This window comes from Psychrobacter sp. P11G3 (genome assembly GCF_001435845.1).
In the GTDB taxonomy this organism is placed as follows: Bacteria; Pseudomonadota; Gammaproteobacteria; order Pseudomonadales; family Moraxellaceae; genus Psychrobacter.
This window is the reverse complement of sequence record NZ_CM003596.1, coordinates 1,429,026-1,452,061: the sequence shown is the minus strand read 5'-3', so window position 1 is coordinate 1,452,061 and position 23,036 is coordinate 1,429,026. Positions and strand designations below refer to the sequence as shown.

General features: G+C 41.4%; 22 protein-coding genes. 14 read left to right on the top strand and 8 right to left on the bottom strand.

The window, feature by feature from the left end:
- The first annotated feature begins 80 nt into the window (after positions 1-80).
- A complete protein-coding gene (locus tag AK824_RS05970; RefSeq protein ID WP_057759745.1) occupies positions 81-938 on the top strand; it encodes a hypothetical protein in 858 nt (285 codons plus the stop codon).
- Positions 939-1,007: 69 nt separating this feature from the next.
- Here AK824_RS05970 and AK824_RS05965 read toward each other — a convergent pair whose 3' ends face one another.
- Positions 1,008-2,165, bottom strand: a complete 1,158-nt coding sequence (locus AK824_RS05965) for a glycosyltransferase (protein WP_227511212.1) — start codon at positions 2,163-2,165, stop codon at positions 1,008-1,010.
- A 260-nt stretch (positions 2,166-2,425) separates the two neighbouring features.
- Here AK824_RS05965 and AK824_RS05960 point away from each other — a divergent pair, with 260 nt between their 5' ends.
- The 4 genes from AK824_RS05960 to AK824_RS05945 all read left to right on the top strand — a co-directional run bounded on the left by AK824_RS05960 (position 2,426) and on the right by AK824_RS05945 (position 6,568).
- Complete coding sequence (locus AK824_RS05960; protein ID WP_057759741.1) at positions 2,426-3,427, top strand: Stealth CR1 domain-containing protein; 1,002 nt, start codon at positions 2,426-2,428, stop codon at positions 3,425-3,427.
- 100 nt (positions 3,428-3,527) lie between these two features.
- Positions 3,528-4,694, top strand: coding sequence for a nucleotide sugar dehydrogenase (locus tag AK824_RS05955; RefSeq protein WP_057759738.1), 1,167 nt, complete (start codon positions 3,528-3,530; stop codon positions 4,692-4,694).
- Positions 4,694-5,707 (top strand): NAD-dependent epimerase, encoded by a 1,014-nt coding sequence (locus AK824_RS05950; RefSeq protein WP_057759735.1) that lies wholly within the window; start codon positions 4,694-4,696, stop codon positions 5,705-5,707. The genes AK824_RS05955 and AK824_RS05950 overlap by 1 nt, the downstream gene beginning before the upstream one ends.
- A 93-nt stretch (positions 5,708-5,800) precedes the next feature.
- The gene (locus tag AK824_RS05945) at positions 5,801-6,568 is read left to right on the top strand and encodes a hypothetical protein (protein ID WP_057759732.1); all 768 of its coding nucleotides are present in this window, start codon (positions 5,801-5,803) and stop codon (positions 6,566-6,568) included.
- Here AK824_RS05945 and AK824_RS05940 read toward each other — a convergent pair.
- The 5 genes from AK824_RS05940 to glnE all read right to left on the bottom strand — a co-directional run bounded on the left by AK824_RS05940 (position 6,565) and on the right by glnE (position 13,817).
- On the bottom strand, positions 6,565-7,665 hold the full coding sequence (locus AK824_RS05940; protein ID WP_057759729.1) for a glycosyltransferase: 1,101 nt from the start codon (positions 7,663-7,665) through the stop codon (positions 6,565-6,567). The two genes, AK824_RS05945 and AK824_RS05940, sit on opposite strands and share 4 nt — an antisense overlap.
- Before the next feature lie 64 nt (positions 7,666-7,729).
- A complete protein-coding gene (locus AK824_RS05935; protein ID WP_057759725.1) occupies positions 7,730-8,596 on the bottom strand; it encodes a glycosyltransferase in 867 nt (288 codons plus the stop codon).
- A 107-nt stretch (positions 8,597-8,703) separates the two neighbouring features.
- Positions 8,704-9,540 (bottom strand): hypothetical protein, encoded by an 837-nt coding sequence (locus tag AK824_RS05930; RefSeq protein ID WP_057759722.1) that lies wholly within the window; start codon positions 9,538-9,540, stop codon positions 8,704-8,706.
- A 106-nt stretch (positions 9,541-9,646) separates the two neighbouring features.
- Positions 9,647-10,576 (bottom strand): branched-chain amino acid transaminase, encoded by a 930-nt coding sequence (locus tag AK824_RS05925; RefSeq protein WP_057759719.1) that lies wholly within the window; start codon positions 10,574-10,576, stop codon positions 9,647-9,649.
- Positions 10,577-10,952: 376 nt separating this feature from the next.
- Positions 10,953-13,817 carry a bifunctional [glutamate--ammonia ligase]-adenylyl-L-tyrosine phosphorylase/[glutamate--ammonia-ligase] adenylyltransferase gene (glnE, locus tag AK824_RS05920; protein ID WP_156410687.1) on the bottom strand — a complete coding sequence of 955 codons (2,865 nt, stop codon included), beginning with the start codon at positions 13,815-13,817 and terminating at the stop codon, positions 10,953-10,955.
- Positions 13,818-14,225: 408 nt separating this feature from the next.
- Here glnE and tusD point away from each other — a divergent pair, with 408 nt between their 5' ends.
- The 4 genes from tusD to AK824_RS05900 all read left to right on the top strand — a co-directional run bounded on the left by tusD (position 14,226) and on the right by AK824_RS05900 (position 15,815).
- Entirely contained in the window at positions 14,226-14,687 is a 462-nt protein-coding gene (gene tusD, locus AK824_RS05915) for a sulfurtransferase complex subunit TusD (protein ID WP_057759716.1), read from the top strand.
- Between the two features lie 67 nt (positions 14,688-14,754).
- Complete coding sequence (locus AK824_RS05910; RefSeq protein WP_057759713.1) at positions 14,755-15,078, top strand: hypothetical protein; 324 nt, start codon at positions 14,755-14,757, stop codon at positions 15,076-15,078.
- 54 nt (positions 15,079-15,132) lie between these two features.
- Positions 15,133-15,462 (top strand): hypothetical protein, encoded by a 330-nt coding sequence (locus AK824_RS05905; RefSeq protein WP_057759711.1) that lies wholly within the window; start codon positions 15,133-15,135, stop codon positions 15,460-15,462.
- 8 nt (positions 15,463-15,470) lie between these two features.
- Positions 15,471-15,815 carry a TusE/DsrC/DsvC family sulfur relay protein gene (locus tag AK824_RS05900; protein WP_413772216.1) on the top strand — a complete coding sequence of 115 codons (345 nt, stop codon included), beginning with the start codon at positions 15,471-15,473 and terminating at the stop codon, positions 15,813-15,815.
- 135 nt (positions 15,816-15,950) lie between these two features.
- Here AK824_RS05900 and AK824_RS05895 read toward each other — a convergent pair whose 3' ends face one another.
- Positions 15,951-16,511, bottom strand: coding sequence for a tRNA (cytidine(34)-2'-O)-methyltransferase (locus AK824_RS05895; protein WP_057759706.1), 561 nt, complete (start codon positions 16,509-16,511; stop codon positions 15,951-15,953).
- Between the two features lie 257 nt (positions 16,512-16,768).
- On the opposite strand from AK824_RS05895, the gene AK824_RS05890 reads away from it, so the two are divergent.
- The gene (locus tag AK824_RS05890; protein ID WP_057759705.1) at positions 16,769-16,909 is read left to right on the top strand and encodes an entericidin A/B family lipoprotein; all 141 of its coding nucleotides are present in this window, start codon (positions 16,769-16,771) and stop codon (positions 16,907-16,909) included.
- Positions 16,910-17,010: 101 nt separating this feature from the next.
- Here the strand turns inward: AK824_RS05890 and hemW are convergent, their stop codons facing one another.
- Positions 17,011-18,279: a radical SAM family heme chaperone HemW gene (hemW, locus tag AK824_RS05885; protein WP_057762438.1), complete on the bottom strand. Its 1,269-nt coding sequence runs from the start codon at positions 18,277-18,279 to the stop codon at positions 17,011-17,013.
- 358 nt (positions 18,280-18,637) lie between these two features.
- Here hemW and AK824_RS05880 point away from each other — a divergent pair, with 358 nt between their 5' ends.
- The 4 genes from AK824_RS05880 to accC all read left to right on the top strand — a co-directional run bounded on the left by AK824_RS05880 (position 18,638) and on the right by accC (position 23,034).
- Entirely contained in the window at positions 18,638-19,117 is a 480-nt protein-coding gene (locus tag AK824_RS05880; protein WP_057759702.1) for an EVE domain-containing protein, read from the top strand.
- 390 nt (positions 19,118-19,507) lie between these two features.
- A complete protein-coding gene (locus AK824_RS05875; RefSeq protein ID WP_057759699.1) occupies positions 19,508-20,875 on the top strand; it encodes an MATE family efflux transporter in 1,368 nt (455 codons plus the stop codon).
- 240 nt (positions 20,876-21,115) lie between these two features.
- Positions 21,116-21,547 (top strand): acetyl-CoA carboxylase biotin carboxyl carrier protein, encoded by a 432-nt coding sequence (gene accB, locus AK824_RS05870; RefSeq protein WP_057759695.1) that lies wholly within the window; start codon positions 21,116-21,118, stop codon positions 21,545-21,547.
- A gap of 125 nt (positions 21,548-21,672) precedes the next feature.
- Positions 21,673-23,034 carry an acetyl-CoA carboxylase biotin carboxylase subunit gene (gene accC / locus AK824_RS05865; RefSeq protein ID WP_057759692.1) on the top strand — a complete coding sequence of 454 codons (1,362 nt, stop codon included), beginning with the start codon at positions 21,673-21,675 and terminating at the stop codon, positions 23,032-23,034.
- The last annotated feature ends 2 nt before the right edge of the window (positions 23,035-23,036 follow it).

Sequence of the window (23,036 nt, the reverse complement as noted above, 5' to 3'; positions counted from 1 at the left end):
CATATGTAGATAATTTATAATTAGCGTAAAGGCAGTGTATTAAGATATAAGATAGGTGAAATAAACGACTGGAAAATAGTATGGCGCTATATTTGAGATTACCTGCTACCGCTGGGTTCAATATTGATAATGAGCTCATCATTATCAATGCTTTTAATGCCAATGAACCTGAACAAAGCCTGCATGAAAAAGACGTCAATATTATCGCCTCAGGACCATCTATACAGCAGCTGCCGTTAGCAGAGCTACTAGATACACCTACTATTTTTGTTAATGGCAGTATCAGCCTGATTGGGCAGCATCAGTTTACCGATATTGCTGGTTACGTCATCAGTGATGCGCGCTTTATCAATCATCAGCCTGAGATTTTACAGCAGTACTATACGGGTCAACCTCTATATGCAACGTTAGCTGTCTTTGAAGCGATGGCCACCACGCACCCTGACATTATGCAAACGTACTATCATGCCATGCGAGTGTTGTACCCAGTAGATAGGCCATGGGGAGTCAAGTCAAACAAGCTATCTTTTAATAAGCTTATCTTTAAGAAAAAACTGCTTAATAAAAAAATGCCGCTATCGTACTTTATCAATAATCCAAACTTTATTATTGATAGCGATCATAAAGTGGCTGACATCGGTGTCTCTCTTAACATTACTCATGGATTTGTGGAAGCAGGCACTGTCGCTTATGTGGCGGCGCAGTTAGCGTTTTCGCGTCAAGCAGCGAGTATTCATCTGTACGGTATTGATCTGCTTAACAGCAAGCAACCACGGTTTTATGAAAATAAAAATAATAGTGCACCAAGTATGCTTAGCAAAGTCATGAACGAGCGGATTGTCCCTTCGTTTAACTTGCTCGGCAGAATCTATCAATCGCATGGTGTACCCGTCGTCAATCACTCTCCTATCTCTAAATCACTATTCGACACTTTCTAGTTAATAACTCGCCGTTAGTAACCTCTACTTGATGGCGTGTAATTAAGAACCACTAAGACTTATAAACTCTCATTTTTTATCTGAATCTAAAACAGAACCCAAGGCTAAGTACTGTCTTGCAATATTTTTAGGTAGTAACTGCTGGTTTAGCGGCACGATATAATCTGTAAGGTTGTCTATGGCTTGGTCGATAAGCATGGCCAACCCATCAATATCACCTACCGCAATCAAGTTCTGCTCGGGTAATAGTTCTCTTGGCCCAAAAGGACAATCCGTACTGATTACTGGTACGCCCAATGCTTGCGCCTCTACGATTACATATCCGAAGCCTTCAAACTTAGAGGTGAGTACCATCAGTGCAGCTGATCTAATTAATGGATAAGGGTTGGTCTGAAAGCCTAAAAACTTAATGCAATCGCTAATATTTAGTTGGAAAGCCAACTGTTTAATCTCTGATTCAAGCCTACCTTTACCTACTAGAACTAACGGCAGCTTTCGTTCTGTTTTGGCATACGCCTGTAGCAAGTCTCGATGACCTTTCATGTCATCAAATGAGGCGACATGTATAATGTACTCTTTATCTACTAAGCCAAAATGTTCAAGATGGCTAGATGCTGCTGCTTTGGTATTTATACCAGTAGCATCACAAGGATTATAGATTGTTGTGGTTTTGGTAATATTTCCTATAAGATCAATCAGGTCTTGGCGTGCACCCTTACTCACACAGCTACAAGGATAAGCGCCATAGACCATTTTCAAATGACTTATAGTCTGTACTGGCGTCTCTAATAATTGATTTTGGAACTGCTTAGATAGTGCTGTATGCAGTACATTTACGATATTTGACAACTGACTATATGCCATAATCCAGTTTATCTTATAGATATTAGCCAGTATCAAATCTGGCTTCCCTATTTGGCTAAGCACGTAAGTATCAATACGTTTAGCGACTGATTCATAGGCTTGTGCTTGCGTAGATTCTGGGTCGAGATTTTGCTCAGAAAACACCTCATCATATGGCACGATGTGATATTGCACACGAGCGTCTAGTAGCATATCTTGCGTCGCTTCCAAGCATAGGATATGAGTGCGATAGCCCATATCTGCATAAGCGCTTGCCAAAGTCGTAACCATACGCTCAGCACCGCGACCTTCAAGCGCTTTTAAAATAAATAGAATAATAGATGGCATTGGTGTCTCAGCTTGATTTTTTAACGGTATAGGCATGATAGGTTAGCCAAATGAATGCAACTATGGTCATAATTATTGCAGCGTTCTGACTTTATATGCTAGTCTCACCTACCGCTGGTGCTCGGCATTTACTCAGTAAAGTACGAGCAGGATTTAACGGTATCTCTATAAAAAATTATAATTAGTCTAACTATCTAAATCGATTAAACCTTGTTAATAATCGCATCAGCAAATATCATAGCTGGTCTAATATCGCTACTAACATAGATGTGTATCCGCAAAGAACAGGATTAGTTATGAAGCAGCCTAATGAAAACACATTAGATGTCGTCATTGCTTGGGTAGATGGCGCAGACCCTATACTCAAACAAAAGCGAGAACAGTATAAGCCAAGTAAAGAAGTGGCATCTGACGCAATAACTGACACGCGTTTCGCCAGCGACGATGAGATATATTATAATATTGCTTCTATCATCAAATATGTGCCTTTTTGTCGTCATATATATATTGTCACAGATCAACAAAAGCCAGCGTTCGTCGATGAGTTTGCCAAGCAAGGTATTTGCTCAGGAGATAAAATACGCATTGTTGATCATAAGGACATATTTTCGGGTTATGAACAGTTTTTACCTACGTTTAATACCCGCTCAATTGAGTCGATGATATGGAATATTGAGGGGTTATCTGATTACTTCATCTATATGAACGATGATTTCTTTTTTAACCAACCAGTACAAATAGATGACTTTTTGGATGGTAAAAAGCTAAACATTCACGGCCACTGGCGTAAAAGTGCTGCATTAAATGCTAAGCTTAATTTCCGAAAATCTCGCTTTAAATTGTTGGGCACACCGATTCAACCAAGGCATACTATCGCCCAAATGCTAAGCGCCAAAATACTCGGTATGGATCAATTCTTTGAAATTCATCACTATCCGCATATCGTCGATAGGAACACATTGAAAGATTATTTGCTAAATCATCCTCAGCTGCTGACAGAGCAGATTAGATATAAATTTAGAGATGTGGCGCAGGTGAACCCAATAACCCTGATGAATCATCTTAAAATTCAAAAATATGAAGCAAATTTAAAATCCGATACATCTGTTAACTATCTAAAAAATGAAAGTAGTGTCGAGGGTTTTATTGCTGCTTTAGAAGATAAATCTATCAAGTACGGTTGTATCCAAAGCCTAGACCTTCTGGAACCAGATTCACACAACAAAATCAGCCAAGCTATGAAGCATAAATTTTTAGCGTATCTCCCCGTTTCTGTGACGGGAACACCAGCTCTCTGAGCTAAGGCAACCTGACACCGTATCGTGATTTTGAATCTTATTTAGCATAAACCAATTTTGGACTAGATCTATCAAAGCATAAACATTAATTGGATATATTATGAAAATAGCAGTAGTAGGTACAGGCTACGTAGGCCTATCAAATGCAATGCTATTGGCACAGCACAACGAAGTCGTCGCTGTTGACATTGTTCCTGAAAAAATCGACTTGTTGAATGCCCAGCAGTCCCCTATTGAAGATGAAGATATTGAGGATTTTTTATTAAATAAAAATCTCAACTTTTCTGCGACACTTGATGCATCGGCAGCCTATAAAGGCGCTGATTTTATTATTGTGGCGACACCAACTGATTATGATGCCAAGACCAATTACTTCAATACATCAACGGTAGAAGCAGTGATTGAGCAAGTACTTTTGGTCAATCAACAAGCAACCATTATTATAAAGTCTACCGTACCAGTGGGATATACGGCGAGTATTAGAGAGCGTTATGCAACTGACCGTATTATCTTTTCACCCGAATTTCTGCGAGAAGGTAAAGCGCTGCATGACAACCTTTATCCTTCCCGAATCATTGTAGGTGAACAGTCAGAACGGGCTCAATTATTCGCTAACTTGCTCCTTGAAGGCGCAATCAAAAAGGACGTGCCGCTACTGTTTGTAAAGCCCACTGAAGCTGAGGCAATCAAGCTGTTTTCTAATACTTATTTAGCAATGCGCGTGGCCTATTTTAATGAGCTTGATACTTATGCGCAAACCTTTGGACTTGAAACCAAACAGATCATAGAAGGTATTGGTTTAGACCCGCGTATTGGTGATCATTATAACAATCCATCATTTGGCTATGGTGGCTACTGCTTGCCTAAAGATACCAAACAGTTATTGGCAAATTATGACGAGGTGCCAAGTAACCTAATAAAAGCCATTGTCGATTCCAACAGAACTCGTAAAGATTTTATCGCTGATAAAGTTATTGAACGAAAACCGAAAATTGTAGGTATACACCGATTGGTTATGAAAAGCGGATCAGACAACTTTAGAGCTTCTGCCATACAAGGCATCATGAAACGTATTAAGGCAAAAGGTATCGAAGTCGTTGTTTACGAACCAGTATTGAAAGAAAGTACCTTTTTCAACTCACAAGTTATTCAAGACCTAGAAGCGTTTAAATCAATGAGTGATGTCATTGTAGCAAACCGTTTATCTGCTGAAATCGAAGATGTGGCGGACAAGGTCTTTACCAGAGATTTATTCGGGAGCGACTGATGAATATATTAGTCACTGGTGCGGCAGGCTTTATTGGTTTTCATTTAATCAAAGCTCTACTAGAAATAGAGTTGCCTAATAGCAATAATCGCATCGTTGGTATTGATAACATCAACGACTACTATGACGTGAGCTTAAAAGAAGATCGCTTAAGACTACTAAATGAAATATCAGAACCAGAATACTTTACTTTCATTAAGCTAGACCTTGCTGATCGCGAAGCTATGTCTGATCTTTTTTCTACCTATCAATTCGATATTGTCATTAATTTAGGTGCCCAAGCAGGTGTGCGCTACTCTATTGAAAATCCTAATGCATATATTGATTCAAATGTGGTTGGCTTTGTTAATATACTTGAAGGCTGCCGCCATCATGATATCAAGCATTTAATCTATGCCAGCTCCAGCTCGGTCTACGGTATGAATATAAAACAGCCATTTACCACTGCTGATTGTGTTGATTTTCCTATCAGCTTATATGCGGCTACCAAAAAATCAAACGAGCTCATGGCGCATAGCTACAGCCATTTATATAATATCCCTACGACAGGATTAAGGTTTTTTACCGTTTACGGTCCTTATGGTCGACCTGATATGGCATATTTTTCTTTTACCAAAAAAATTATAGCTGGTGAGCCAATCAATGTCTTCAATAATGGTGATATGCAGCGTGACTTTACCTACATTGATGATATTGTAAAAGGTATCATTCGGATAATGGATAAAGTCCCCTTTCCTCAATACTCTACTATCACCACAGCGACTGCCCCTTATAAAATATATAACATTGGCAATAACCAACCAGTGACTTTACGCCGTTTTATCACTGCCATCGAAAACGCTTGTGGCAAAAAAGCGCAAGAGAATTTATTACCGATGCAAGCAGGTGATGTGCCTATTACTTATGCAGATATAGACGAGCTAGTAGATGATATTGATTTCAAACCTGATACCAGTATCGAAGATGGAATCACAAAATTTGTCGAATGGTACAAGCAATACTATTCAGTTTAAACAAAATTATTTCATAAACCACTTTGATAACAATTTTTTCGACAGACCTTTAAGCTCTAATTGCATCATACTTGTTCAAAGGATTTTAGTGACATGACTACACCTTCAAACTGGCAAAGAAAACTGCTATTGATATTTCTAAGTGAAAAAAGATTGAATGCGGGTAAGATTGTCAAAAACTATGATGGTAAAAGCTTTGATGAGATGAAAACGACAATAATCACTGAGTCATCGTGTGATATTGAAGCACTGACAGATGAGCGTAAAAGTACAGACTTAGAAATCCACTTAAATAACTTAAAGTATCAATCTTTAGGAGAGTCTGAGCTCTGCTTTTATCACAATACGCTTATTATATTGATGCGCCGCAAATACAAAATAGATAAAACTTTTGCTGAATTTGAAAAGCTTTGGGAGTCAGAAAGCGATTATTTGTTAGAGCACCTTTCGCTGCGCTGGATTGTTTCAGCCTGCGATACTTTCATTGATCACTCAAATAACAGTCTTAGATCTGCTATTTTAATGAACGTTATCACTCTAATGAATACCTTAAGAGTTCATGAGACCAAAAACTTTTTACAACTAAGCGCTAATGCTGAACCTATGCCGTTATTAGACGAAAAAACCGACATACTTTATGCCGGCGATTTGCCTCTATACGATGGACTTACTTATTTCCGTATTGGTACCGATGATAGCTTAAGAAATATGCGTAAACGCTATAATAAATTTCAGAAAGTCGATAAATTGGCTACGACTATACTACTCGCTGTATTCGAAAAACTACAGAACAACCAAAGTGCTTTCGCTACTCTACGGCAATTGCATAGAGATGATTGGTCCAAATGGTGGTTAGATTAAGACCTTTTATCTGTATTATTAACATTCGATGCAAATTCGATATACTTCTTGGCTATTGTGACAGGAAGGAGTGCTTCGCTAAATTCAGAGTGAAATTGCTCTGGATCTTTCATGGCTAGGCTTAATTTAGCTGCAATAGCATCTATGTCTCTCATAGGCATTAGGTTGTTTTGAGGTAACAACTCACTTGGCCCAGATTGGCAGTCAGTACTGATAACTGGTGTTCCTAACACTAAAGACTCTGCAATCACTAAAGCAAAACCTTCCCAATCAGAAGTCAATACTTTAAATTTCGCATGCTTTATATACGGAAAAGGGTTTTCATGGAAACCTAAAAAGACAACTTTATCTTCTAGATTGAGCTCTGCTACCAGCGCCTCTGTATTGCTTTGAAGCTTACCTTTACCCAAAAGAAGCAACGGCAAAGACTGATCTGTCTTTGCGTAAGCTCTCAATAGCACATCATGACGTTTTGCTTCTTTAAAACTACCAACGTGAATAATATAGTTTTGATATTCTGGAATGAAAGCATCAGCTAACTTTTGAATACCGTCTCTATTAATAGGATTATGTATTGCTGTAGTTGAGGTAACATGACCAAAGTTTTCTACAAAATCTTTTTCTACTCCGTTACTGACACAGGCACAAGGATTTTTGGAATAAATTCTCGTAAAGTTTTCTTTTCTCTGGTGACCAACATCTGTTTTTGCAAACTTATACAGTAATGACAAAGTATTATGAATCACGTAAATGATGTTCGGCAGGCTACTGTAGCTAAAAATACTGTCTGAACGATCAAGGTTAGACAAAATGATATCAGGCTGTCCGATATTTTTTTTGACATAACGATCTACCGCATGAGCGAAAAATTTATCGCGACGCTGTGTTCCTGGTATCATCTTGTAGGGTTTGAATTTGAGCACATGATAAATAAGGTTTGGATTAAGATCATATTCAACCCGTGGTTTGAATCTTAAAATATGTACTTCGTATCCTAATTCGTAAAACCCCTGCCCCAAAGTAAGAACGACTCGCTCTGCCCCTCCACCTTGTAAACAATTAATAGCGAGCAACGCTACTTTTTTATCCTGCTTCATAAACGACAACCTATGGATGAATTTCTATTCATTTAATGTGTGAAATATTATTATATTAAATGAATCAACGTTTAAATAATTTTGCAAATAGTGATTTAGAAGCCTTTGGTCGAGTCACTTTATTGCCTATATATCCTTGTTGTGATTTTTTTGGAAAACTACCAAATGGCTCAATTCGATAACTTTCTAGATCATATCCAGCAGTAAGCGCTTCATTATAGTAGGTATCGAAAAGATCGACCAAATCCTGTCTTGGATGTGGTAACACCTCACCGTCAAACCAATGCTCAATTCCTTCCTCATTCACTCTAGGTAAGGAGTACTTATGACTGAATTGCGTTCCCATATCCGAATAATGCAAAATTTTTATTTGCTCTACTGCTAAGTTTTCACCATCGATACAGTTATAGCTATCTTGATAAGGCTCAATCAGTTGCGTATTTTTCTTAAACAAAGCCATCATTTCTTTGTGACTTTTGGGATCTTTTTTAAGTTTCTCGATAGGCAGAACTATATCTTTTGCAGCGTCGCAATCCCATACACAGGTACATAGACGAGTCATATCAGCATTTACTTTAGCGGCTACTATGGACTGCCCTTTGATAGGATGCTGCCATAGCTTTGCTAGATCGTCTAAAATAACAACATCAGCGTCCATATAGATCGCACGTCCAGAGTAATTGCAATACTCTGGAATCGCCCATCTAAAACCAGAAAAAGGCGTTGACCACTTAGTAGTATCCCAGCCCTTACCAGTCTCAGGATTTGAATACCAGTAGCTGTCCGGATCCCGCGATAACTGCATCCATACTATTTCCACTGGCATACTAGTATGTTTATGAATACTATAATCTAGAACCATCATCTGCTCTAAATCACAGTTATTGGGATCACAGCCAACAAAGACTCTGATGGTATCATTTGTTTTCATAATTCTATCCATTCACTGGGTAATGCTTCTATCTTCAAGAATATAAAGATAGAACACATCAATACTAACGTCTGCTGATATGACAATACTTAACTAGAGAATAAAACCTACTCTTTCCAGTACTTTTCAATCCACCCTACTGGTAAGATAAAATGACGCAAATGGCGCAATGGGCGTTTCAAGTTTTTAGGCTCAGTAAGTCTTTTTAGATGGTCTTTAGCATTATTGGCGGCGTTTTTATTGTATCTGCCTTCAATAGCGTGCGTAGGATACAAGTCACCTGGGAAAATGACAATACGAGTGCCTTTAGGAATCTTCGGTTCTTTGATGTAGTTAAGCGGAAATGGTTGGCGACATTTACGTCTAAAGTGTGCCACCCATGCCTTTGGAAACAGCTTCACACCACCTGGTGCATTGCGGGTGACAAAGCGTTGCTCAAAACGATATTCATCGGCGATACCTTGTGGATCAGCTTTGAACTTCTCTTGGAGTGAAACAAGTGACCCTATTTGAAATCTAAAGCAAGAGGTCTGCCCCAAGCGCTCCAACGGGTTGCTTGGGTTATAAGATAAAATAACATCGTCCGGCTTGCCATACTCAAAGAAAGGATCGAGGCTATCGACGATAATCACATCCAAGTCTACAAATAATACTGTCCCTGTTAAATCGCCAAGTTTTTCGCCCCACAAACGAGATTTAGGCCACTTTCCTAACGTATTCGTTGGCATAGTGACATCTAATGGTGGCAGTTCTTGACATTCGATTTCTGGACGTACATCAGTCGTATCATCCGTAAAACACACAAAACGAAACGGCGGGGTGATATTACGAGATACCATACCATATAGTTTATTGGCGTAATCAGCACCGTACTTTGTACCCCATTTAATACAAATAATTTGTTTGATATTATTATTATCGGCTGTACTAGAATCTATTGGCATTGACTGCTCACTTAAATCGTATGAATAAATATGATGGCTATATTAGCATAGAAAAAAGACTGAACAATTATGTTCAGCCCTTTTGGTCTTTAAAGTAACGGCATTATCAATCAATAAAGCTCAACCAGTCCATATATTGCTCGTTACGACCATGGACTACATCAAAGTATAGGGTCTGTAGTTTTTCAGTCAATGGACCGCGGCCACCATTACCGATGATGCGATCGTCATATTCACGAATAGGCGTCACTTCAGCAGCAGTACCTGTCATAAATATCTCGTCAGCCAAGTAAAACTCATCACGAGTGATACGGCGTTCGATGACATTGATACCTAGGTCAGCCGCGAACTGCAAGATAGTACGACGAGTGATACCGTCTAATGCACCACCTGATAGGTCTGGCGTATGTAGCTCACCATTTTTTACCAAAAATAAGTTCTCGCCTGCGCCCTGACATACAAATCCTTGTGGATCCATCAAGATAGCTTCGTCATAGCCATTACGCGTCACTTCTTGGTTAGCCATTATAGACACAGGATAGTTACTAGAGGCTTTAGCCTTACACATAGTCACGTTTGGCATGTGATGCGTATAAGATGACGTTTTTACACGGATACCGTTTTTGATACCTTCTTCACCAAGATAAGCACCCCAATGCCAAGCAGCAACCATTGCATTGATGCTGTTATCACGTGAAGAAAGACCAAGTTTTTCTGCACCTACCCAGATGAGCGGACGAATATAAGCTTCTGCCAATTTGTTTTGCTTGACCACATCTTTATGTGCTTGCTCTAAAGTGGCAGCATCAAAAGGCACGTCCATCTGAAAGATTTTGGCTGAGCCAAGTAGACGCTCGGTATGTTCTTTTAAGCGGAAAATAGCGGTACGATTATCCGCTGTTTGGTAAGCGCGCACGCCTTCAAACACAGCCATACCGTAATGCAAGCTATGTGTAAGCACATGAACTTTAGCATCTGGCTGTTCGATCATCGTGCCATTCATCCAAAGCTTACCATCTTGTGTTGCCATATTCATTTTATTGTCCTTATGCTAGCACTGACGTCTAACTTTTTTTAGGTAGGTTTTATTTAACAGTATTGATCAACATCGTATGATAACACCGTAGCGTCAATTTTTATTGCCTAAACAACAGCTTCATTATGACGAACGACTGACAGTGTTATGATGATGTGTGACCGATTATATCACTGGCCGTCTTGGCAAATGAAATCTTTTGGTTTGGCACTATATGGTTTTTAATTATATCGTTTCTAGCTACCGATTCTACTCATAGTTTTCGTTTATAGCTTTTATTGAAAGTTTTTGTTCATAGCTTCTATTTATCGTAACGCATTACAGTTTAAGCGTCTCTTGGACTATCGGCAAGGCCTTAATCATACAAGTTTCGATATTAATCGTCATCTGTCTCCACGCCCATGAGATGCTGCCATTGTGACTGTACTAAAGCTCGCGTCTCCTGCCACAATGACTCATCAACGAGCAAAGACTGCTCTGATAGTGCCAATTGATGCGTGGCAGCGCGTATTCTTAGATAGGCATCAGTCAAATCCTGACAGACTTGGTCATCCCAAATACCAAGCAAAGCAACTTCTGCGAAAATTCGCACATTATCGCTCCATTTGGTCAAACTCGGATATTCATGCGAGTAGGCCAATACGGCAAACTGTGCTAAGAACTCAATATCTACAATCCCGCCTGCATCTTGCTTAAGATGAAACTTGCCCGCCTCCTGTTGCCATTGGCTCGTGCCTAGATGCTTTTGCATTTTGATACGCATGCTAGTGACTTCACTACGTACTTGATCCAGTGTCCGTGGCAACGACAGGACATCGCGGCGAATATCACAAAAGCGTGCAGTGACTCGCTTGTCTCCACAGATTGCGCGAGCACGTACCAGCGCTTGGTGTTCCCATGACCATGCTTTATCCATTTGATAGGTTTCAAAAGCATGACAAGACACCACCATCATGCCAGCATTTCCTGAGGGTCGCAGACGCATATCAATCTCATAAGCACGGCCATCACGGGTTTGAGTATTGAGATAATTCATCAGCTTTTGTACAAGACGCGCGGCAAACTTCATGCCACTGACTGATTTTTCACCAGTGGTCATGCCTTGCTCTTTTATCTTGTGTAAGAATACCAAGTCCAAATCTGAAGAATACGATAGCTCTAAGCCACCAAGCTTGCCATAACCGATAATTGCAAAGCCGCAGTCCGCTTCAGTGACTGGGTCGCCATCTTGGCCAATAGGATACCCATAACGGTTAACAATCTCTGCAAAAGCGCGCTCCAGTGCGGCTTCTAATACGACCTCAGCGATGTAAGTTAATGAATCCGACACTTTCATAATTGGGCGTTCAGCCAATACATCGCTAGCAGCAACCGCTAATACCTGATTCTTTTTGAACAGTCGCAGGACGCTCAACAGCTCTTCTTCATCGTTTGGCTCGACGCGTAGCAACTGTTGGCGCAAGATATCACGCAGCTCACGCTTATCTGGCAGATGGCGATAACGCTGCTGCAAAAATGTATCCAATAATACAGGATACTGAGCCAACTCTTTTGCGATCCACGGGCTAGCAGACAGCATTGGAATCAGCTCAATCGTTGCATTGGGGTTTTCAGCAATCATGACCAAGTAGATAGAACGGCGGCAAATCGCTTCAAGCAGTGAGATCAATCTCGGTAAAGCAGTATTGGCAAGTTGCTGCTGTTCTTGATGCGCTAACAATGCATGGACAATGACAGGATATGCGTCGTCTAAGCGCTCTCTGGCCTCATCACTTAAGTTAGCCACCATTTTTGATTGCCAAAAGTTCTGTAATAACTCGCGATTTTCTTCTGTCAGCACTTCATTTAAACGGGCAATTTGCTCATCTAAGTGCTCTGGATCTAGATCGGTGTCTTCGTTATCAGGTACTTGGCGCTCAGTGACCATACGCTCAAACGGGTCATTGACATGCTCTCGATGATGGTTAAGCTGATCTAGCAATGCACGCCAATTTGCAAAATTCAGCGTCACTGCTAGATTATGCTGCCACTGCTCATCGTGAGGTAAGCGCTGGGTCTGTTGGTCATTAATTGCTTGAATAGCATGCTCAAGCCGACGTAAGAACCGATACGCAGCTTGTAAGTTATCGTAGGTTGACTGCTCTAGATAACCAAGCTCACGCAACATTTGCATTGCTTGCAAACAAGGTTTGATTTGCAGCTGTGGATGCCGGCCACCATATATAAGCTGAAAGGCCTGTACGATAAACTCAATATCTCTAATGCCGCCCGCGCCAAGCTTAATATTGTCCAAGTCTTCACGCTGTGCAACTTGGTTTTGAATAAGAGACTTCATTTCTCTCAATGCTGAAAACGCACTGTAGTCCACATAATAACGAAAGACAAATGGCTTAATCAGCGCTTGTATTTCTTCATAAAACGGCTGGTCTATCTGTCCGACCACACGTGCTTTTAACCAAGCAAAACGCTCCCATGCACGCCCATGCATCGTAAAGTACTTTTGTAATGCGGACAGATGAATGGCCAAATCACTTCCATCACCCCATGGACGTAAGCGCATATCTACTCGAAAGACAAAACCATCAGCGGTCTTGTTATCAAGCAGTTTAATAATGCCTTGACCCAATCGAGTCATAAAGCGTTTGTTATCTATGCTACGTGTGCCTTTTGCTTTACTGCCATTGGTCTCGCCGCGCGCTTGATGCACAAAGATTAGATCAATATCACTCGATAAATTCAGCTCTTGCGCACCAAGCTTACCCATGGCCATAATCGCCATATCATCAATCTGTACATTGCCTTGTTCATTGATAAAGGTCGGCTCACCATATTTAGCAACCAAGTGCTGATAAGTATAATCCTTAGCAAAAGAGATACAGCCATCTGCAAATTCAGACAACTCATCGGTCAGTTGCTCCAGACTGATCGTTTGCAAGGCATCTTGCCAAATCCAGCGCATCATTAGTAGCGTGCGCAAGTGACGCAGACCACTCATGACCTTGATTTCATCAGCGAGTTGATAGTTCTCATCTAGCGTATAATCTTGTATCAGATCATCGATTTGCTGGCGGGTCAGCGTACTATTCAACGGATAGCTACGCAAAAAAGTCTGACACGAAACGGTCCGACTTTCCCAAATCTGATAAGCAAATTCGCTCGCTGTCTGCAGGACTTGCAGTTGTTCTACGGTAGGCTGATAATCTGTACCATTGTTCACACGTGAGGGCATAGCAGGTAACATAGTGACAAAAACTCCTTACATAGAATGGTAAGACTACGTGAACCTAGCTCATAAGTTTATTGTTTTTTCTTACGAGGCAGTCACAGCATCAAATAATAATACTCAGTGTGCCTACACTTGAGATAAAACCACGTTAAATAACAGTGACTCTACTTGGTTTGCGGCGCTTTATGGTAGCATAAACATCTTTGATAGAGACGACTCACCTCTCTTTTATGACACAACAACATTTGATGTGACAGTATGATCCGCTGTATGTCGCATTATCAGTATAAATTCTGTTTTCTGTCACGCAAATTTGCACACAAGCACTATAATAATAACGACCAAATGACTTTATACAAAGCATTTATAGCAACTCGGCCATAATTTTTAAACTCTAATTTATAATATGTGATACCGCGCCTTATGACGACCACTACCCCGTTACTACTGATTACTGCTGACCCTAGTCACCCATTGGCACACTTGGCGTTACGCTATGCACGCGCTTACCTGAAGGGCGCAGCGAATAGTGATGATGTTGATAACAATGACACTAATAGCGTAGGCAGCAGCGATAATGTTACCTCTGAACTACCTCTGCTCAACGTCTTCTTTTATGGCGACTCGGCTCACATAGCCAATCGATTGCGTTGGCAGTCAGCCGATCAATTAGACTTGACCAAAGAATGGCAGTCATTGGCTGAGCAGTATCAATTACCCCTGCCTGTCTGTGTCAGTACAGCCCTTAGCCGCGGTGTGAGTGATATAGACAACAGCTCACGCCATCAGCTTGACGGTACCAATCTTGCGACAGGGTTTACCTTAGTGGGACTCAGTGAACTTGCGATAATGATGCAGGACGACTGTCGTTTGATACAGTTTTGATAGCATGTCGTTTGATAGTTTGTCTATTAAGATCACTGGTAGCGGTAACTATTTTTAGGAATACATAATGAGATTATTAATTCAGCTGCACACGCCCACTGAAGCAGCAAGCTACGAAGGTTGTGCGCTTGCGCTAACTCTAGCGACATTTGGTCATGAGGTGCAACTATTCTTAGATGCACCTGTCTTTGGCTTATTGATGCAATCTGACTCGCGACTGCATGGCATGATTCAATCACTTGAGCTTTACGATATGCCAGCAGCTTGGCTACCTGATGACGTCTTTAGTGGCTGGGTCACTGGTATGTTGCCGACAGATCTGGCATCACAGCTCACACTCGTGCCAGAGGTCATCAACGCTCAAGACTTTGAGCAGATACTCACCTTTTAAGACGCTGTATAACTTAGATTTATAAAATAATAAAGCACGTAATCGGACACCTTTATGGCAACTTTATATCAATTGCATAGCACGATGGCTACCCTTAGACGCAGCACCGAAGAGATGTCTCACACTTGGCGCACGGGCGACAGTATTCTCTTGCTTGGCAGCACCCCTGCTTTTATCGACTGGCTCAATGCTTATTTAAATGATAGCGATATCGAGGATATTGCTGGTATTTACGCATTAGCAGATGATATCGAACAGCTCACAGCAAATACGATTAGCAAACTTAATTTAGAGACTAAGTTGACTGCTATTTTAAACGACGCAGAATGGGTGAATCTGACTCAAGACAGTTCGTTTGACAAAGTGGTGACGATTGCCTTATGAGTAATGACATGACCACTCACAACGCTGCGTTATCAGCGGCTGATATCGAATTGGATCAAGACGGCCATCTGTGTGACCATACGATTTGGACACCTGTTATCGCGCAGCAATTGGCAGACACACTAGAGGTCAATCTAAGCGATGAGCATTTAGAAATTTTGCAACAAGTGCGCGCGTTTTTTGATAAATTTAATCACGCGCCAGCAACCCGTCCACTAATCAAATGGCTACAAAAGACTTTGCCAGAACTCGATATTAGCAATCAAAAGCTACAGCAATTGTTTAATACAGGTTTGGTCGCGCGTCACGTCAATCGCTTGGCAGGATTACCCAAACCCCCAAACTGTTTGTAAGTACTTTATAGACGATAAAATATGATCGATGTCTCACTAGAAAATCATCATATGTACATGAGCAGTATCTAATACTTTACTGCTCATTAAGTACGCAAATATTTCTAAGTCTATAGCTATTGCTTGGTAGAATCGCTATTTTGGGTCGTAGACTGTTAATGTCTCATAACCAATGCTACGACCTTCATCGCCTGCAAATCCTTGCTGTCGCCATATTTCGTACAAACAAATAGCTACGCTATTTGATAAGTTCAAACTACGCGAGTCAGCCAGCATGGGCAGTCTTAGCCAATTATCAGCACCGATATCTTCACGTATATCATCTGATAGACCTGCCGTCTCAGAGCCAAAGACTAGCGCAATATTGGGCATGGCAGCTTTATTAGATGCTTCAGAGTCCGAGTTTTTACCAAAATCATAATCGTAGAACGGTTTGCTTAGCTTGGTTGTCAATGCGGTAACCACATGGCAGTCAGTGGCTTTTAGCGCTTGCCTCGCGGCCGTCCAATCATCATGCACTTGCAGATGGGCATATTCGTGATAATCCAGGCCTGCGCGGCGTAGCTTTTTATCATCAAGCTCAAACCCTAACGGTCTGACTAAATGTAGCTGTGCGCCGCTATTGGCACACAGTCGAATAATATTGCCAGTGTTGCTCGGCATTTTTGGTGCTACTAACACGATATGAATGGTCATTCTTACTCCGCAAATATTCAGCGCTCTATTATTTAAATTTATGAGCGGTAGGTAATCGAAAGTTACAGTTTACTGCCAATAATTACATTTTGATACTGTGCAGCGTTTTTAACTTTCACTATGATGTCTGTAATGGATAACGCGATAGCATTTATGTATGACTGTCTCATCCAATACCCCTTCAGTGAAGCTTAAGCACGATGCTTAGCGTCACTGTTGTTATTTATAACCATTCATTTATCTTTGAGGATACTATTATGAAAAAAGTAATCATCGCATCTTTAACTGCTATGTTCGTTCTAACTGGTTGCAACACGTTCAAAGGCTTTGGCCAAGACGTATCAAGCGCTGGTGATGCTGTAACTGGCGGCGCACAAGAAGTACAAAACAAAATCTAAGGTCTGCTTTTTTTAGATTTTCAAAAGGGCTTATCATTCATTTGATAAGCCTTTTTTGTGTTCTTACTTCGCTGTTATTAAACAATCGCTCAAGCAAGCTTTTATAAAAACGCGCGTAATATCTGATTGAGATAACGCTGTCCTAATACGGTCGGTTGCAACTGCGTATCACTATCTACCAACAATCCTTGTTTGACCAAACTGTTTACTTGTTCAGCAATACTATCAAGGGTTAATCCAGTTCTCTCTTCAAACAGTGACCAAGCGACGCCGCCATGTAAGCGCAGTGCATTTAGCATAAACTCGCTCACTAACTCTTCTTGATCAATCGCTTGCCAGCCAACCATTTTTGGTATGATTTGGCGTATCTCAGACATCTTCGTGGTATCTGGATTTATTACTACATAATCTTTTGGCAAACGCGATTTGCTAAAGCGATAGATACCTGACACTACTAACAAGTCATCTTCCATTTTATCTTTTACGTCTGACGAGTTACTACCATTGCTATCGTTACGACCAATCGTCACTTTACCATGTGCCCCAGCGCCAATGGCTAGATAATCGCCAAACTGCCAATAGTTGATATTATGACGACATGGTTTATCTGACTCGCCTGCCCACGCAGACACCTCATAATTGCGATAGCCTAATTGCTGTAATAACGACTGACCTGCTTGTTCAATATCTGCCAAATTGTCTTCATCGGGTAAAATAGGCTGGCTACGGTAAAACACGGTATTTGGCTCAATAGTCAGTTGATACCAAGAGATGTGCGTTGCGCCAGCATCATGCGCCATTTGGATATCTTCTAGCGCTTCATTCATGGTTTGCTGCGGTAGACCGTGCATCAGGTCGACGTTGACCCGTGCAAATCCAGCCGCTTTGGCAGCGCGAATTGCTGATAACGCTTGTACAGGATCATGGATACGCCCCAGTACCTTTAGCTTATCAGCGGCAAAGCTCTGTACGCCGATAGACAAACGATTGATACCAACCTCTAAATACTGAGCAAATGGTGCATGCTCAAGTGTGCCGGGATTGGCTTCCATCGTCACTTCGATGTCTTCTGCAAATTCAAAACATGTACGTAACCCAGAGAACAATCGCTGATACTGAGCAATGGGTAACAAAGACGGCGTACCACCACCGATAAATATCGAACCAATTTTTCGGCCCTGAGTTAAAGGTTGCTGCATTGCGGCATCTAACAGTAATGCATCGACGTATTCCTCATACATGGATAGCTCACTGTCTATCGGTAGCTCATGCGAATTAAAATCGCAATAAGGACACTTCTTCACACACCACGGAATGTGTATGTAAAGAGACAATGGAATGTCAGTCACATCGACCTCGATAGTATCCATTGTTGGTTCAGTAAGACTTAACGTATTTAGTTCGTTTGGCATACTGTCTGTATTCACTTTGGGCATAAATAAACTTATTTTGTAGTGAGCAATGATGATCGATATCAAAAGTAACGCTAGGATAGCGACTAGATGAGATAAAGAAAAGCCTATCTATCATAAAACTATTAACAAAAACACGTAGAAACGTCCTATTCACCATGGCAACTTATGGGCAGTATATAGAGGGTCTGTTAAAAACAGCCTCTACTAAGAACAGAAAATATTAAAAACGGGTTTGAGAGTGAGTCAATAGAAACTAACTCTGATAATTTTAAGAACAAATTGAAAAATAAATAAAAGATCAAAGGACAAATATATGGCGTATTGGTTAATGAAATCCAACCCTAAATTTTTTGGTATTGAAGACTTGCAGCGCCTGGGCACCGACGGTTGGGACGGCGTTCGCAACTACCGCGCACGTAACTTTATGCGTGATGATATGAAAGTTGGCGACAAGGTATTCTTTTATCACTCTAGCGCCAAGCCGTCTGGAGTCGCTGGTATTATGACAGTTACTACAGCAGGGTATCCTGATCCTACTCAGTTTCACCCTGAGCATCGTCATTATGATCCTATTGCGACCGAAGATGCACCTCGTTGGTATATGGTTGATCTTGCTTTTGAGCAAGCTTTTACAGAGGTGTTGCCACTATCAGAGTTAAAATTCTTGCCAACTTTGGAAGATTCTTTATTACTTAGAAAAGGCTGTCAGCAATTAACAGTGATTCCATTAGAGCCCAAACATTGGCGAGCAATTATGGACATGGTGGAGACACTTGAGTTGTTGCCGGAGTAAACTTATTAAATCATCTCTGAGCTATTGGCTATTGGCTGTTGTCCATCAACTATAAAATAGAGTACAAAAAACCTAAGATTAATACTTACATAGCGGTGCTAAAGCGTTGACATCATAGTGTGGCTTCTTTACCATCTTACTATGTATATGACCTGTCAATCCACTACTTGGATCGACGGGTTATTTTTATTTTAGTGTCTTTACTTTTATTTTCATACTCTGCCTATCTATTCATGCAACATTATAAGCTTGCTCATATTATTTATCGGAGTATTATCGTCGGCACTACTCTCCTCGCTGCGTCAACCTTAGTCGATTGATAGCAGTGTTTGTTTATTAAAAATAACTACCTTAATAACAATTACCGCAAAGAATAAAAAGTTGCTTACCATGGTTTTTCCATTGTCTTTCAAAGATTTTAAAAGCTATAGCTTACGTTTAGGCGTACTTGCCCTCCCTATCTTAATTACTCAGTTTTGCCAAGCCGCACTTGGCGTGGTCGATGCCATCATGGCAGGTCAAGTTTCGGCGCTTGATTTGGCTGCGGTAGCCGTTGGCTCTGGTATTTGGCTGCCGCTGTTTTTATTGGCCACAGGTGTGCTTATCGCAACCACGCCTCTGATTGGTGAAGCGATTGGTCAAGACCAACACGGGCAAGTACCGCATATCACGCAGCAGTCCTTATGGACCGCAGGTGTCATTGGCATTATCGGTTTTATCATTGTCAATTTGGCTCCCAATGTCCTTGGCATTATGGGTGTCCCAGAAAACATTCAGCCGATAGCGACACAGTATTTACATGGTGTCTCATTTGGTTTCCCAGCGCTCGCTGTATATGCCGTCCTGCGCAGTTATTGTGAGGCATTGGGTCGTCCTGAGCCTGTGACTGTCATTAGTATCATTGGCCTACTCGCAGATATTCCTTTGAACTATATTTTTATTCATGGGTTATTTGGGATGCCAGAAATGGGCGGTGCAGGCTGCGGGGTGGCGACAGCATTGGTCTTATGGATAAATGTCCTATTGCTTGCAGCCTATACTAGCTTCACGAAACGTCGCGAATTTGTAAGTACGCGATTTTTTTATGGCTTCTCTAGCCCCAATCGTACACAGATTAAAAAGCTGTTGAAACTTGGTATTCCTATTGGCATCTCTATCTTCTTTGAAGCCAGTTTATTTAGCTTAGGCGCACTCGTTATCAGTCCATTAGGAGAGCTGGCAACAGCATCGCATCAAGTGGCGCTGTCAGTGACCTCACAGCTATTTATGATACCGATATCTGTTGCCATGGCGCTCACTATCATGGTCTCCAATCGATTTGGTCAAAAAAACCTATTAGCACTGCGCCAAGTGCAAGCTACCGGACTGGTATGGACGGTATTGATCGCTTTGACCTGTATGGTTGGGATATGGCTATTCAGACCAGAACTGGCAGCAGCATTCACGGATAACCCAGAGGTCAGAGCCCAGTCTATGCATTTGCTTATCTTTGCACTCGCCTATCAGTTATTTGATGGCTGGCAGGTTAACGTCGCTGGTATATTGCGCGGCATGCAAGACACCACCATACCGATGTGGGTAACGCTCTTCTGCTATTGGTTAGTGGCCCTACCACTTGGCGTCTATTTAGTGCGTTTCACTGACGTTGGTGCACAAGGGTTTTGGATGGCGTTGATTACAGGTTTATTCTTATCATCTATTTTACTTACTTTGCGTCTACGCTATCAGCAAAAACGCTTAACTGTGCTATGGGGTTAAGCAAATTGCTTATGGATTGAATTTTATAATCATTATTAGCGTCATTTGATCATACAGACTATGAAAAATCGTGGATATTTTCTTGCTAAAAAGATGGCTTACGTCAAAATATGTAAAAATTCTCAGTTAACAACTGTACATTGATTGCTCATTGCCCTGAATCTAGGTATCATTAGCAATTAATTAGACAATATTTAGTTACACTATTTCTCGAATTTAGTACAAGGCCAGATAAAAACTATGGATATTGAAAAAATACGCACCCTCATCGCCCTTATGGAAGAAAGTGAACTGGTTAATTTAGAAATCAGTTCTGACGACGAGCATATTAGCTTAACTCGTCACTATGACGTGCCTGCACCAACTATGATGGCTGCCCCAGCTGCGAGCGCTGCTCCTGCTGCCGCTGTTGAAGGCAAACCTGCAGAAAAAGCGGGTAGCGTTGAGTCTTCGCCAATGGTTGGTGTTTTCTATTCAGCACCAAGCCCTAATGACCCACCATTTGTAAAAGTCGGTCAAAAGGTTCAGGCAGGCGATACTTTAGGTATCATCGAAGCCATGAAAATCATGAACCCGCTTGAAGCGACTCAAAGTGGTATTGTTGACGAAATCTTGGTAGATAACTCTGAAGTCGTACAGTTCGGTCAACCTGTCATACGCTATAAAGCGTAACGATATTTGCCATACTTTATTTCATTATGGCTGACTTTTGGTATATATACCGCGTCAATGCTAAACAAAATGATGCTATGTATCGAAACTCAGTCAATGACTGACGCTTCGACAAGGATGAACCCATGATAAAAAAATTGCTCATTGCCAACAGAGGTGAAATTGCCCTGCGCATCGTCCGCGCTTGTAAAGCGCTAGGTATCGAAACAGTAGGTGTCTACTCTACTGCTGATGCCAACTTGATGCACTTGCGCTTTGTTGATGAGGCAATTTGTATTGGCAAGCCTAATGCTAACCAAAGCTACCTTGATATCAATACCATCTTAACCGCTGCTGAAATCACTGGTGCAGATGCTATCCATCCCGGTTATGGCTTTTTGTCTGAGAATGCCGAATTTGCTGAACAAGTAGAAGAAGCAGGATTGACCTTCGTTGGTCCTAATGCTGATCATATTCGCCTTATGGGCAACAAAGTTTCTGCCATTAACGCCATGAAAAAAGCTGGCGTACCAACTGTACCTGGTTCAGTTGGCGCTGTGACCTTGCACAATGCTGAAGAGCAAGCACGCAATATTGGCTTCCCACTATTGATTAAAGCGGCTTCTGGCGGCGGTGGACGTGGTATGCGTGTGGTTGAACGCTTTGACGAACTAATTGGTCAAGTACAAGCGGCCAAACAAGAAGCTGAGCTATGGTTCGGTGACGACACTGTCTATATGGAGCGATATCTACAAAACCCGCGCCACGTAGAAGTACAGGTACTAGGCGATGGTAATGGTAATGCTATCCATCTATATGATCGTGATTGCTCATTGCAGCGTCGCCATCAAAAAGTCCTAGAAGAAGCACCTGCACCTGACATCCCAGATGATGTACGTGAGCCAATCTTAAAGGCGTGCGTAAAAGCTTGTGAGCTTGTTAAATATCGCGGTGCTGGTACGTTTGAGTTCCTGTTTGAAAATAACGAGTTTTTCTTTATTGAAATGAACACTCGTGTACAGGTTGAGCATCCAGTGACTGAGATGATTACTGGTATTGATGTTGTCGTCGAGCAGCTCAAAATCGCAGCTGGTTACGGTCTGTCTTATCGCCAAAGCGAGATTGAGATCCAAGGTCATGCGATCGAATGTCGTATCAATGCCGAAGATGCAGCGACGTTTGTACCCTGCCCGGGCACTATCAGCCAACTGTTTACGCCAAGTGGTTCTGGTATTCGCTTTGACTCGCATCTATACCCTGGCTATGAGATACCGACCTATTATGATTCATTAATTGGCAAATTGATCTGTCACGGTCAAACTCGTCAGCAAGCTATTGCTAAGACAGTACATGCCCTTGATGAGCTGATTATCGAAGGTATCAAAACCAATATTCCTTTGCATCGTGATGTGATTTTGGCGGATGATAACTTTACTCGTGAAGCGCAAAATATTCACTATCTCGAAAGAGAGCTGCTGACTGCGAATAAAGCCAAAAAAGACTCGTAGGC

Bases quoted from the DNA above. Each gene is read 5' to 3' on its own strand.
- AK824_RS05970 (WP_057759745.1), top strand. From the start codon at position 81: ATGGCGCTATATTTGAGATTACCTGCTACCGCTGGGTTCAATATTGAT.
- AK824_RS05965 (WP_227511212.1), bottom strand. From the start codon at position 2,165: ATGCCTATACCGTTAAAAAATCAAGCTGAGACACCAATGCCATCTATT.
- AK824_RS05960 (WP_057759741.1), top strand. From the start codon at position 2,426: ATGAAGCAGCCTAATGAAAACACATTAGATGTCGTCATTGCTTGGGTA.
- AK824_RS05955 (WP_057759738.1), top strand. From the start codon at position 3,528: ATGAAAATAGCAGTAGTAGGTACAGGCTACGTAGGCCTATCAAATGCA.
- AK824_RS05950 (WP_057759735.1), top strand. From the start codon at position 4,694: ATGAATATATTAGTCACTGGTGCGGCAGGCTTTATTGGTTTTCATTTA.
- AK824_RS05945 (WP_057759732.1), top strand. From the start codon at position 5,801: ATGACTACACCTTCAAACTGGCAAAGAAAACTGCTATTGATATTTCTA.
- AK824_RS05940 (WP_057759729.1), bottom strand. From the start codon at position 7,665: ATGAAGCAGGATAAAAAAGTAGCGTTGCTCGCTATTAATTGTTTACAA.
- AK824_RS05935 (WP_057759725.1), bottom strand. From the start codon at position 8,596: ATGAAAACAAATGATACCATCAGAGTCTTTGTTGGCTGTGATCCCAAT.
- AK824_RS05930 (WP_057759722.1), bottom strand. From the start codon at position 9,540: ATGCCAATAGATTCTAGTACAGCCGATAATAATAATATCAAACAAATT.
- AK824_RS05925 (WP_057759719.1), bottom strand. From the start codon at position 10,576: ATGAATATGGCAACACAAGATGGTAAGCTTTGGATGAATGGCACGATG.
- glnE (WP_156410687.1), bottom strand. From the start codon at position 13,817: ATGTTACCTGCTATGCCCTCACGTGTGAACAATGGTACAGATTATCAG.
- tusD (WP_057759716.1), top strand. From the start codon at position 14,226: ATGACGACCACTACCCCGTTACTACTGATTACTGCTGACCCTAGTCAC.
- AK824_RS05910 (WP_057759713.1), top strand. From the start codon at position 14,755: ATGAGATTATTAATTCAGCTGCACACGCCCACTGAAGCAGCAAGCTAC.
- AK824_RS05905 (WP_057759711.1), top strand. From the start codon at position 15,133: ATGGCAACTTTATATCAATTGCATAGCACGATGGCTACCCTTAGACGC.
- AK824_RS05900 (WP_413772216.1), top strand. From the start codon at position 15,471: ATGACCACTCACAACGCTGCGTTATCAGCGGCTGATATCGAATTGGAT.
- AK824_RS05895 (WP_057759706.1), bottom strand. From the start codon at position 16,511: ATGACCATTCATATCGTGTTAGTAGCACCAAAAATGCCGAGCAACACT.
- AK824_RS05890 (WP_057759705.1), top strand. From the start codon at position 16,769: ATGAAAAAAGTAATCATCGCATCTTTAACTGCTATGTTCGTTCTAACT.
- hemW (WP_057762438.1), bottom strand. From the start codon at position 18,279: ATGGATACTATCGAGGTCGATGTGACTGACATTCCATTGTCTCTTTAC.
- AK824_RS05880 (WP_057759702.1), top strand. From the start codon at position 18,638: ATGGCGTATTGGTTAATGAAATCCAACCCTAAATTTTTTGGTATTGAA.
- AK824_RS05875 (WP_057759699.1), top strand. From the start codon at position 19,508: ATGGTTTTTCCATTGTCTTTCAAAGATTTTAAAAGCTATAGCTTACGT.
- accB (WP_057759695.1), top strand. From the start codon at position 21,116: ATGGATATTGAAAAAATACGCACCCTCATCGCCCTTATGGAAGAAAGT.
- accC (WP_057759692.1), top strand. From the start codon at position 21,673: ATGATAAAAAAATTGCTCATTGCCAACAGAGGTGAAATTGCCCTGCGC.